This is a genomic window from Nocardioides caeni (assembly GCF_004912195.1).
Taxonomy (GTDB): Bacteria; Actinomycetota; Actinomycetes; order Propionibacteriales; family Nocardioidaceae; genus Nocardioides; species Nocardioides caeni.
Genome location: NZ_STGW01000012.1, coordinates 105270 through 117007 on the forward strand (window position 1 = coordinate 105270; position 11738 = coordinate 117007).

An 11738-nucleotide genomic window follows, 5' to 3' on the forward strand; every position below is an offset into this window, starting at 1 on the left:
CGGACGAGATGGGGGCTCATGGACGCTGCGGCGACGACTGATCTGGGCATCGCCGGCTATGCCGATGCCGTCCGACTGGGCGCGGGCGCGTTCGGGTCGGTGTACCGGGCGCGGGAGCTGTCCTTCAACCGGGACGTGGCGGTCAAGGTGTTCCGACCCCTGGCGGACGAGGTCGACTTCGACTCGTTCCGACGCGAGTGTTTGGCGATCGGCTCGCTGACCGAGTGCCGCGAGATCGTCACCGTCTTCAACGCGGGGCGGACCGAGCGCGGCGAGCCGTTCATCGTCATGGAGTACGCCGCGGGCGGCGTCCTCAGCGATCGTCTGCGCCGCACCGGGCCGCTGCACGAGGGTGAGGCCCGAGAGCTGCTGCGAGCCATGGCGACAGCGCTCGACGCCGCTCACCGTGCCGGCGTCCTGCACCGCGACGTCAAGCCGTCGAACATCCTGCTGTCGCGCGACGGCGCGCCGCTGCTGGCCGACTTCGGCGTCGCTCGGCTGGTCGACGGCTCCACGACGACGATCCCCGGGGCCAAGGGCACGATCATCTACATGGCGCCGGAGCTCTTCCACGAGGCCGACGCCAGCGCTGCCACCGACGTCTACTCTCTCGGCGTCACGATCTACGAGGCCGTTGCGGGAGTGGCGCCCTTTGCCGGGCCGAGCGGCTCCAGCATCCCGGCGCTCATCCGCCGCATCGTCGACGGCGAGCCGATCGACACCTCCACGCTCCCGGTCAGCCCGGGCTTCGCCGCGGTCCTGGGGCGAGCGGTCGACCGCGATCCGACCACCCGCTACCGGACCGCGCAGGAGCTGCTCGACGCGCTCACCGCATTGGGCCTGTCCGAGCGAGGCGCGGCGAGCTCCGGTCCGCCGACGACCACCGCCGGTCGCTGGCACCGCGGCTTCGCAGCACTGCCGCTGGGCGGCCAGCACCAGCCACCGCCGCCGGGCGCGTGGCCGACGGCATCGGACCACGTGGCAGCGATCCAGCAGACACCGACCCCGCTGACGGCCTGGCCCGACTTCGCCGCGGCGAGGGTCAGTCGGCACCCGACGTGGGGGACGCCGCTGTCCGCCACGGGTCAGAACGCGGTCGTGTTCGAGCTCGATCATCCTGAGGGCGCCCTTGCGCTGCGCTTCTTCACGCGTTCGCCCGGCCATGCTGCCCAGCGCTACGACCTCCTGGCGCGGCACCTGGCGAGCCACCCTTCGTCGTACCTCCCGCCGGGCCGATGGATCGACGGCGCCCTCACCGTGGACGGAGCACGACGGCCCGGAGTCCTGATGCCGTGGGTGGACGGCGTCCCGCTGGACGCGGCGGTGGACGACCTGCTGGAGGCCGGCGATCTCGCCGGACTGACCGCGCTCGCCGACGGCTTCGACGCGATGGTCGCTGAGCTGGTGGCGATCGGCCTCGCGCACGGCGATCTCCAGTGCGGCAACATCCTCGTCGACGGCAACACGCTGCTGCTGGTGGACCTCGACGGCACCTATGCCCCGACGATGTCGCCCGAGCTGGCTCCGGCCGAGGTGGGCCATCCCTACTTCCAGCACCCCGCCAGGGCCCGGGAGCACTGGGGTCCCGGCGTCGACGCCTTCAGCATCGCCGTCATCCGGCTCAGCCTGCGCGCGCTCGCGCAGGACGCGTCCCTGTGGCGCTTCCACAACGCGGAGAACCTGGTCTTCACCGACGCCGACTTCGCCCCCGGCGCGGCGACCGAGGTGTGGGCGGCGGTCGAACGGATCCCCGACCCCCGCGTGCGCGAGCTTGCGGCGGGTCTGCGGACTGCCTGCGGCCGCCCGCTTCCGGTCGGCGCGCCGGCCGCGACACAGGTGGTGGCGACATCGCCGACTCCACCGCCACTCGCCGTGCCCCCGACCGCGCTGCCTCCGGTGTCCGAGCAGCCGAGCACTCTGCGGGGTGCGCCGGAGCCTGCAGCCTCCGGCTCGGGCGTCCAGTGGTGGGCCGACGATTCTCGAGGCCCGTCGGGGACCAGTCCGCAGCCGGTGCCGGTCCCGCCGGCCGAGACGGCGGGAGCCCGGTCGTTCCTCAACGTCTTCGGGCTCAACGGTCTCGTCATCGGCGCGCTCGGCGGGCTGGTGGCCGGCCTGCTGGCCTGCGTGGTCTTCGTGGCGCTGGCGGACGCGCTGCCGGTCGAGGCCGGCCCGCCGGTGTTCATGATCCTCGTCGGCGGCCTGCTCGGAGGCATCATCGGGGCCGCCCCCGACCTCACCCAGAAGGCGTGGGGTCGCGCTGCCGTGCGCGGCCCTTCCGGGGCGCTCCTCGGTGCGCTGGGTGCCCTGATCGGGCTCGGCGTCTTCCAGACGACGCTGCCCAGCCCGTTGCCGGCGACGCCACCCACCAGCATGATCCTCGCGCCCTGGCTGATGGTGGGCATGGCGGTCGGGCTCGCGCTCGGCATCGTCCGTACGTCGGCGCGCACGATCGCCGCCGGCCTGCTCGGCGGCGCCTCGGGCGGCCTGATCGGCGGCTTCCTGCACCTGGCCACCGAGCCCCGCTGGGCTCGGGGCGAGGACTGGACGGACAGTGGCGGCGGCAGCCTGGTGCTCCACATCGATGCGTCCGACTCGGCGACCGTCATCGCGGTCGTCGTGGCCTGCACCCTCGTGGGCATGGCGATCGGCGGGTTCGAACGGATCGCCCGCTCGGCTTGGGTGAAGGTGCTCGAGGGGCCGTTGCGCGGTCGCGACGTGACGGTGGACCGTGGCCGTCTCGTGATCGGGTCGGCCGGGTCAGCCGGCCTGCGGGTCACCGGCCCCGGCATCGTCCCGAACCACGTCGAGATCCGGATCCAGGGTGGCGCCGCGGTGGCGTCCGGGACGGGAGCATTCACGGTGGATGGCAGGCCGGTGCGCGCGGGACAGAGCATCCCGATCGCCAACGGAACGGTGCTGGCGGTCGGCGGGACGTTCGTCCGCTTCCGATGGAGGTCGGGACGATGACGATCAGGGCAGCGGTCGTCGGCGCGCTGGGCGCGGCTGTCGGCGTACTCGGGGCCGCCACGGTGGTCCTCGTGTCGGACGAGAACCCGCCGACGGCGGCACGCGACACCAACCGCCCCGGTGCCGGACAGCCGCATGAGCGTGTCCCGGACCTCGGCAGCGGCTGCGGGCGCATGTTCCTCACCGAGACCACCAGCGGCCGGTGGGTCGTGCATTGGTCGGAGGAGACCTGCGGTAGCAACCGCGACGCGTTGCCGCTCTCGTCGCGGCTGATCACGTTGCCCTGCCCGGCGCTCGACGAGGCGCTCGAGGTGGGCGATCAGGACAACGTGGCGGCGCGGAACGTCGCGGCGCGGATCGCTCGTGAGTGCCCGGCGCCAGGGCAGGAGGCGACGCCGTGAGCCACACCCAGCGCGTCGACCGGTCCAACCCGGCGTTGATCGTGCTGGCTGTCGACCAGTCGGAGTCGATGAGCGACCCCCTGGCCGGGAGCACGATCTCGAAGGCACAGGCGGTCGCGGACCACATCAACAACCTCCTCTACGAGCTGGTTCTCCGGTCCGTGAAGAACCCCCGCGAGGAGCCGCGTCCCTACTTCTTCGTCGACGTCGTCGGCTACTCCACGGACGACTCCGGCCAGCCGGTGGTGCGCCGTGAGCTCGCGCCGGTCTCACCCGACGGCGGTCCGTTCTCCACGACGCAGTACGCCGCCCGACCGCTCCGCATCGACTCGCAACCGGGCGCCGGCGGTGCCACGAACCGTCCGGTCTGGGTCGAGCCACGCGCCTCGGGCGGGACCCCCATGTGCCTGGCGCTCGACCACGCCGGCCGGATGGCCGCCGACTGGGTCCGCGAGCATCCGCGGGGCTATCCGCCGATCGTCATCAACATGTCCGACGGGGAGGCCACCGATGGCGATCCGTCGGTGTGGTGCCGCCGAATCCAGGGCCTCGCCACGGAGGACGGCCACACCCTGGTGTTCAACATCGGCCTCAGCGACCACCCGGCGCAGCCCGCCCTCTTCCCCTCGTCGGTGACGGGCCTGGGCGATCCCTACGCCGAGCGACTGTTCGAGATGTCATCGCCGCTGCCGGCTCCCATGATCCAGAGCGCGAATGGACAGGGGATCGCGGTCGCACCGGGCGCACGGGCCTTCGCCTTCAACGCCGACATCCGCACGCTGGCGCTGTTCCTCAACGTCGGGACGAGCATCGGGAGGGCCGTATGAGCGACCTGGGCAAGGCGTCTGGCGGCACAGTGCCGTCCATGGTGGCGCTGGTGATGGGTGGCGTGGTGACGATCGTCGGCACGGTGATCCTGGCGCAGAGCAGTGACACGCTCCGGGAGGAGTGGTACGTCCTCGCCGCGGCCGGCATCGTCGCGGCGCTGCTGGCGACGTTGTTGGTTGCCGCCACCGGACGCCGCACGGCGCACGTGGTGTCGGCCTCTCCGGGGGCCGCCGCCACTGAGCCGGTCCCGTTCGTGGCCCCTACCGCTGCCGGCAGCGAGGTCCTCGTGCCGCTCAGCACCCTCGCATCCTCCTCGCTGCCCAAGGAGGGCGCCTCCGCCGAGGAGAACGACGACGCCGGCGCTGCCGGCCCGCTCGGTGTCGCGGCGGTCGCCGACGGGGCGTCGAGCTCCTTCGACGCCGGGGCATGGGCGCGCACCCTGGTCCGCCGCTGGCTGGAAGCTCCGCCGGCGGTCACCCCGACGGCGGTGGCCGCGTGGGCGCTGGAGTGCGCGGCGTCGTACGCCACGGAGCGTGCGACGCGGGCCGGAGCGGACGGCAGCGGATCCTCCTGGTGGCAGGCCGAAGCGGGCCAGAAGGCGGCACATGCGACCTTCCTCGGGCTCCGGGTGGTCCGCACGTCTGACGGGTTGGTCTGGCGTGCGGTCGCGGTCGGCGACGCGCTCGTCCTGCACCTGCGCCGTGCCGCGACCGGCTTCCAGGTGGTGTCAGGCTTCCCCTACGAGGCGAGCTCAGCGGCCTCGGGCGCGCCGCTGCTGTTGGCCAGTGATGCCGCCGAGACGCGGTCACTGCCCTCGTTGCGCACGGTCGAGGGGCCGGCCGAGCCCGAGGACGTCTGGCTCCTCGCGACGGACGAGGTGGCCCGGTGGGCGCTGGCGGCTGACGAGGCAGGCGAGCCGATCTGGGAGGTCCTGGCCACCGGAGGAAAGGCGTTCGAGCGTGCGGTCAGCGACGCGCGCGTCGCCCGGAGCGTGGTCAACGACGACATGACCTGTGTGGTCGTCAGGGCGTCTGCGTGATGGAAGTCGACCTCGGTATCCCCGGGAGCGAAGCGGCCGAGCTCATCGGTCGCGGAGCCTTCGGCTCCGACCTCAAGGCCCTCGCTCTGCTCCTCGACATCGGCACGAGCGTGGGACGCGTCGGATGAGCGGAGAGCTGTCATGATCCCGCGTCCCGGCGAGCCCTTCGGACGCTACGACGTCGTGCGTCGGCTGGGTCAGGGCGCGATGGGGGTCGTCTTCTCCGCGGTTCATCGCGACCTGCAGCGGGAGGTCGCACTGAAGGTCTTGTCGCCGGACCTGTCGGAGGAGTCGTCCTACCGCAACCGGTTCCTGCGGGAGGCGCAGGCGCTCGCGCGGCTGGACTCGCCTCATGTGGTCCGGGTCTTCGACGCCGGCGAGCAGGACGGCTGGCTGTTCCTGGCGACCGAGCTGGTGCCGGACGGTGATCTCGCCGAGCTGCTGCGGACCCAGGGCGCCCCGCCGGTCGCGGTGGCCGTCGACCTCATCGCCCAGGCGGCCGCCGGCCTGTCGGATGCGCATGCCGCCGGGATCCTCCACCGTGACATCAAGCCGTCGAACGTCCTCGTACGTCGCCTGCCGGATGGCCGCATGCGTGCCCTGCTCTGCGACTTCGGCATCGCGACGGTCGCCGACGTCGAGTCGACCGCGACGCAGGGAGTCCTCGGCACCCCCGGCTACATGGCGCCCGAGCGGCACGAGGGTGCGCCGGCCTCGGTGGCCTCGGACGTCTACTCGCTGGGGTGTCTCCTGTGGGCCGTCCTCACGGGCCACGCGCCCTACGAGGGCTCCGCTGCCCAGGTCCTCCTCGGTCACCTCCAGGGGCCGATCCCACAGCTGCCCGCGACAGCCGCCGGCGCAGCGGCCTTCAACTCAGTCCTCGCCCGCTCGATGGCCAAGAGCCCGGACCGCAGGTTCCCGACCGCTGCTGCCTTCGCGGCCGCGGTGGCCGACGCCGCGCCGGCGGCCACTCGTCCGGCTCCTGGCGGCGCCGCCTCGACCGTGACGGCGCCGTCCCTGGAGAAGAAGTCGCCGCCGGTCGTGCCTCGGTCGCCCACACCGGGCCCGACACAGGTGGGTGCGGTTCCTCCGCCGTACGTGCCGCCGGTCGTCGCTCCTCCGCCGTACGTGCCACCGCCCGTCGTGCCCCTGCGACCCGCACCAGAGCCCCCTCTGGTGCGGAGCTTCGGAGCGACGCGCTCAGGTCGTCGACGCGAGAAGGGCAAGGGGTCGGCGATCGGGGTCGGCCTCCTGATCGGTTTCGCAGTGGTGGCGCTCATCGCCGCCGGCATCGTCGCGGTGCTGGTCGTCGTCGACGAGGAGCGGCTGCCCGTCACCGATCTGGCGGTCGTCGAGAACAACGACGGCCACTCGGTCATCGAGTTCGCCGAGCCGGACGGAGACGACCGGCCGGTCGAGTACGTCGTCGAGGTCGACGGCGACGAGGTCGCTCGCGCTGCTGGGTCTCCGATCCGCGTGGAGCTGCCCAACGAGGGCGGCCCGTTCACCGCGACCGTGGTCCCGGTGTTCGACGACGGCGAGGAGGGACCGGGCACCGAGGTCGAGGGGCTCGACCCGTGGGGGCCGCCGGCCAAGCCCACGGCAGCCAAGGCGGTGTCGCGTGCGTACGCGGTGAACTTCTCCGCCACCGCTGGTGCGTCCGAGGTGTCCAGCACGCGGCTGGCCTGGTCGAGGGGACCGGGCGTCGTGAAGACCAAGGGGCCCAACCAGCAGATCTGCGCCACCGTCCGCACCGTCGCGACGCAGGACGGCGTCACGCAGCGGAGCGCTGCGACGAAGGTCTGCGGGCGGTCGCTGAAGCGGACGCTGCGTTTCCAGGTGGGTGGCACCTGCGACGATCCCGACTTCGACGACTGCCACGACTTCCTGATCGCGGGCAGCGGATTCCGTCCGAACACGAAGTACGCTGCCGAGTACGGCTCGCGGGTCGGCTCCGGGTGCGACCAGAGTGACGAGACGCTGCGCCACTGGACCGACGACTCGGGCAGGCTCAGCGAGTCTCCGTGGGTCGCCAACCCCGCGGACTGGGTGGGGCAGTTCTGCGTCACGATCGACGGGATCTCGGCCACCCTCGTCGACGAGTGAGCGTCGCGCGGCCCGACGGTGCACGGCGCATCCTGGCCTGTGGGCGCTGGTCAGTCCTCCCCGACGACGGGACGCTGCGGCAGGTCCAGCAGCGGGAGGTCTTCGGGTGTGACGAGCAGCGTCGAGACGGCGTACTCCACGAGGTGGAGACGTCGGTTGGACGCCATCCGTGCGCCGGCACCACGGAGTCCGCGTACGCCGGCGGCGCTGAGCTTGTCGCAGACGTTCTCGATCTTCTTGTCGAAGCGCTTGGTGGTCCAGCCGAGCCGGTCGGCTGCCTGCTGGGTCGTCGGGATCTCGCCGGCGCCGGAGCCGGCGCGGCGCAACACCGGCTCGGCGAGCGCAAGGATCGAGAGCAGCTGTGACTCCGTGAACTGGCCCGGGACGATCGTCGTGGCCCCTGATCCACTGCTGCGGGTGGTGACCGGGTCGTAGGGCGTGTCCGGGATGTCCACCAGGAGCTCATAGAGGGTCTCGCCGGCCGCGAACGTGACGACGGTGCGGGGGAAGACCAGCGGCGAGCGGGCGCCCGGTGCCAGTCGGCTGCGCATCAGGCCCTGGGCGTCGGTGAGGTACGCCGCCAGCCGGGCTCCGACGTTGATCACCCACCACATGCCGTCCTGGTGCCGGAAGCACAGGAAGTCGCGGTGCAGGTAGGGGTTGTCGTCGATCTCCAGGTCGCCCGACCTGCCGACGGTCAGCTCCTTGCCGGGCTCCGCGGTGAGCACCTCGCCAGCGAAGTCCAGGGTCAGTCGTGAGGGCCAGGGGGAGCCGGGTGCGTCCTCGGCGTCGGCGAGGTCAGGTGCGTCGTTGGTCATGGGAGCTCCTCGAAGTGCAGCTGGACGCCGTGACCGAGGTCGATCACGTCACCTGGGGCCAAGGGGTGGGGTTGCCCGACGAGCCGGAACGGCTGCTGGCCGTGGCGGCGGACGTAGGTGCCGTTGGTGGACCCGAGATCCTCGGCGAGCACCGACCATCCGTCGATCCGCAGGGCGAGGTGGGTCGCGGAGATGTGTGGCTCGGTCAGGACGAGCAGGCGGGGCATCTCGGGGCCCTGGAACCGCTCGGTGCGCGGCGCTCGGCCGATGACCACCGGTGCGGTCAGCTCGATCGTGCCGGCGCTGGTGGTGGACAACCGGCCCAGGGAGGGGCGGGGGACCTGCCGGGGCGGCCCGTCGAGCTCGCCCCCGCAGCTGCGGCACCGAGGTCGTTGCGGCGGGTTGGCATGCCCGTTCGCGCACAGGACGGCCAGGACCCCGTCGGGGCTCGGCACGGGGGCTGGCGGCGGTGCGCCCCACATCGGCCCGCGCATCGACGGCGGCGACAACGGTGGGCTCGGTGGGCTCGATGAGGTGGCAGGTGCCGCCACCTCCGGGGGCACGATGGGCGTGGCGGGATCGATGTCGTCGTCCGGGAAGAGGGTGGCGGCCTTCAGTGGGTGGTCGGCTCCCGGCGATGGCGGCGCAGCCTCGGTGTCGGGGGAGGCGTGCTGCCGGGCCGCGAAGGCGGGCACCGCGCCACCGACCGGCACGGTGACCGGACCCACGAACAGCGTGGTTCGCAGGGTGCCCGCCGGCAGCACGCCGGACGCGCCGAGGCGAAGGTCTGTCGGGTCCTCCGACGCGCCGGGCGCCTGGAGCGAGACCGACATCGCGCCCGCGACCTGCCGCTCGGTCCAGGTCTCGACGGGGCTTCCGTCGACCACCACCGCCTCGCCGGGCACGTCGGCGACGACGACCAGGCGGCCGCGGGCTGCCACATGGAGGTCACCGTGCTCGCGGATGACGGCGACGGCGAAGTCGGGCAGCACGAGCAGGCCCGAGCCCGCGACATCCGCGAGGGCCGTGACGAACTCGCCCAGGTCGTCGATGTCGGCCAGTCGCGCCCACAGCTGATTGGCAGCGGTGAGGGGCAGGTCGCCGGACACCAACGCCAGGCCGCTCTCCCAGATCACGCCGTGGTGGGGGCCGGTCGACCACTGCGCGACGGGGCGGGCGCTCATGCGGCGCTCACCTCGGGACCGTCGGCAGGTCGGGGAGGGTGTCCTCGTCGGGCGCCGTCGCCACCGCCGGTCGTCGTACGGCGATCGCGTCGACCACGACGGCTGTCACGTTGTCGCGCGCGGCGCTGTCCAGGGCTGCGGCGATGAGGCCCTGCGCCGCAGCGGCCGGGTCGGGGGTGCTGAGCAGCAACGCCGCCAGCAGCGGCTCGGAGAGCTCGGTCGTGAGGCCGTCGGAGCACACCAGCAGACGGTCCCCGGCCTCGGCGGGCACGAGCCACTGATCCGTGAGGGGGGCCTCGCGCAGGCCGCCCCCGATGGCGCGCATGATCACGTTGCGGGGCGCCCTGCTCCGCACGTCGTCGGAGCAGCCCTGCTCCTCCAGCACCTGGGCGTAGGAGTGGTCGACGGTGACCAGCTCGAGCTGGCCCGCGCGCAACAGGTAGGTACGCGAGTCGCCGATGTTGAACACCAGCCAGGACGGGATGCCGTCGGGACATGCCAGCGCCACGCCGCTGACGGTCGATCCGGGGGCAGCGGGGCCCGTGCCGCCGAGCTGTCGCACGGCCTCGTCCGCGCGCGCGACGGCGAGCAGCACGTCGTCCGAGGTCGTCCACGGCCGCGCGCAGGTCGAGGCGAAGGCGGCGACGACGAGGTCTGCCGCCTCGCGACCGGCCCGATGTCCCCCCATGCCGTCGGCGACTGCGAAGACAGGTGGCCCGGCCAGCAGCGCGTCCTGGTTGTCAGCGCGACGGTGACCGACGTCCGTGGCAGTGCCCCAGCGCACCTCGAGGGTCGGGCTGGTCACACGGAACTCCTTCCGACGAGGCGACCGGAACGGCGCATCGAATGGTGCCGGAAACGGCGCGGGGCGGTGGTGGAATCCGCGGATTTCGGGCTCGCGGCCCAGCATGATGGGGAGTCCTGGGCGGTGTCGATGGGGTGAGCGCCCCATCGTGCGCTCCCACCCGGGGCCCTAGGGTGTGGCCTCGACCGCCAGCCGACTGACTCCGGAGCCGAGATGCCGCGATTCTGTGCCCACTGTGGAGACGAGGTCTCGACGCCGTTCTGCCGGCGCTGCGGGACGCCCACCGGACTCTCGCAGCCGGCACCGGGTGAGTCGGGGCCGGCCGCATCTCCGGCGGGGCCCGCCGACGGCGACGGCAACCGGACCGTCGTCCGGCCGGCGCAGCCCACGGCCCCACAGCCCATGCCGTCCGCCATGCCGCCGACGGGAGTGGTGCCGCAGCCCGCGCCCCCCGCCATGCCGTTCTCGGCACCTCCGACCATGCCGCCGACGGGCCAGCCGTTCCCGGGCTCCGCTCCGGCCGGTCCGCCCCGCCCGGCGGTGGCGAACCCGTTCGCCGGCGTGACCGTCCGCGACATCGTCACCGACGTCGGCGCCGCGATCCTGCTGCTCATCACCCTGGCGATGCCGTGGAACCTGTCCGGCGGCGACATCGAGGACGCCAACGACCACTGGTGGGTGGTGCTGTCGCTGCTGGCCTCGCTCTTCAGCCTGGCGGTTCCCTACGTCGGCCGGAGCCGGATCGTTCCCACGATGACGCCGGCCTGGTCGCGCCTGGTGAAGCTCGCGATGGCCGCCCCGCTCGGCGCGTCCGTCCTCGCGGCGCTGATCATCGAGCTCGTCAACATCACCGAGACCGACGAGGGTGGCATCGGCACCGGCGTCTCGATGGCGTTGGTGGCCGGTCTCCTCGCCGTCCAGACCCGCAGCGACGACGAGTCGCCCGGTGAGGCGCGGATCTGGCTGCAGACCCAGTCGGCGCTGCTGGCAGCCGGCGCGGGCGTCCTCGTGCTGACGTGGCTGATCGACTGCGTGCGCTTCCTCCTCGGCGACTTCGCGGACTTTCTCGAGCCGTGGCAGGTGGCGCTGATCATCTTCATGTCGCTGGTGACCGTGCTGCTGCCCTGGGGTGTCATCGGCGCCGCCCACCAGGCGCGGGGGCGGGTCGTCGCGCTGCGCCTGCTGACGGCCACGGTCGTCGGCTTCCTGTTCGTGGCGCTCTTCGGACGCTACGACGGTGGCGACGTGCCGCCGTTCCTCAGCGTCATGGTCGAGAAGCTCAGCCACGAGCCCGGCATCTTCAGCACCCCACAGAGCTCGGGTGTCTTCCTGCTGGCCGCGGCCGTCGCGATCATCGCCACCGGTCAGCAACGCGGCGCCGCGCGGATGGGCAACGCCCAGGAGTGGATCGCGACGGCTCGCGCCGCCGCCTTCTACGGCGCCATGGCCTGCTTCCTCGCCCTGGGGTTCTTCGTGATCGGCCAGGTCGTCCTCGCGATCAACGGCGAGGAGCTCGATCTCCCCGGCGAGCTGATCGCGGTCCTCGTCCTGATCGGCCTGGGTGGGGCCATCGGCGTCGCGATCTCCGCG

Annotated in this window: 10 protein-coding genes; 7 read left to right on the plus strand and 3 right to left on the minus strand. The window is 72.7% G+C overall.

Annotated features, from left to right (window positions below):
* The first annotated feature begins 18 nt into the window (after nucleotides 1-18).
* Genes E9934_RS15645 through E9934_RS15665 form a run of 6 tightly spaced genes read left to right on the plus strand, consistent with a single transcriptional unit; the run spans nucleotide 19 to nucleotide 7341 of the window.
* On the plus strand, nucleotides 19-2967 hold the full coding sequence (locus E9934_RS15645) for a protein kinase domain-containing protein (RefSeq protein ID WP_136563823.1): 2949 nt from the start codon (nucleotides 19-21) through the stop codon (nucleotides 2965-2967).
* Complete coding sequence (locus tag E9934_RS15650; protein ID WP_136563824.1) at nucleotides 2964-3368, plus strand: hypothetical protein; 405 nt, start codon at nucleotides 2964-2966, stop codon at nucleotides 3366-3368. Before E9934_RS15645 ends, E9934_RS15650 begins: the two co-directional genes overlap by 4 nt.
* Nucleotides 3365-4195, plus strand: a complete 831-nt coding sequence (locus tag E9934_RS15655; protein ID WP_136563825.1) for a vWA domain-containing protein — start codon at nucleotides 3365-3367, stop codon at nucleotides 4193-4195. The genes E9934_RS15650 and E9934_RS15655 overlap by 4 nt, the downstream gene beginning before the upstream one ends.
* Nucleotides 4192-5235, plus strand: coding sequence for a hypothetical protein (locus E9934_RS19700; protein ID WP_158295027.1), 1044 nt, complete (start codon nucleotides 4192-4194; stop codon nucleotides 5233-5235). Before E9934_RS15655 ends, E9934_RS19700 begins: the two co-directional genes overlap by 4 nt.
* Nucleotides 5232-5363, plus strand: coding sequence for a hypothetical protein (locus tag E9934_RS20495; protein WP_275106640.1), 132 nt, complete (start codon nucleotides 5232-5234; stop codon nucleotides 5361-5363). The genes E9934_RS19700 and E9934_RS20495 overlap by 4 nt, the downstream gene beginning before the upstream one ends.
* 13 nt (nucleotides 5364-5376) lie before the next feature.
* A complete protein-coding gene (locus E9934_RS15665) occupies nucleotides 5377-7341 on the plus strand; it encodes a serine/threonine-protein kinase (protein ID WP_136563826.1) in 1965 nt (654 codons plus the stop codon).
* Nucleotides 7342-7391: 50 nt separating this feature from the next.
* Here the strand turns inward: E9934_RS15665 and E9934_RS15670 are convergent, their stop codons facing one another.
* From E9934_RS15670 to E9934_RS15680, 3 genes are read right to left on the minus strand one after another with little or no spacing between them, the layout of a single operon-like run.
* Entirely contained in the window at nucleotides 7392-8159 is a 768-nt protein-coding gene (locus E9934_RS15670; protein ID WP_136563827.1) for a hypothetical protein, read from the minus strand.
* Nucleotides 8156-9343, minus strand: a complete 1188-nt coding sequence (locus E9934_RS15675) for an FHA domain-containing protein (protein WP_136563828.1) — start codon at nucleotides 9341-9343, stop codon at nucleotides 8156-8158. Before E9934_RS15675 ends, E9934_RS15670 begins: the two co-directional genes overlap by 4 nt.
* A gap of 7 nt (nucleotides 9344-9350) precedes the next feature.
* Nucleotides 9351-10148 (minus strand): PP2C family protein-serine/threonine phosphatase, encoded by a 798-nt coding sequence (locus E9934_RS15680; RefSeq protein WP_158295028.1) that lies wholly within the window; start codon nucleotides 10146-10148, stop codon nucleotides 9351-9353.
* A 414-nt stretch (nucleotides 10149-10562) separates the two neighbouring features.
* Here E9934_RS15680 and E9934_RS15685 point away from each other — a divergent pair.
* Nucleotides 10563-11738, plus strand: a 1176-nt coding sequence (locus tag E9934_RS15685) for a DUF7937 domain-containing protein (RefSeq protein ID WP_202977346.1), incomplete at its 3' end; no start/stop codon positions are given.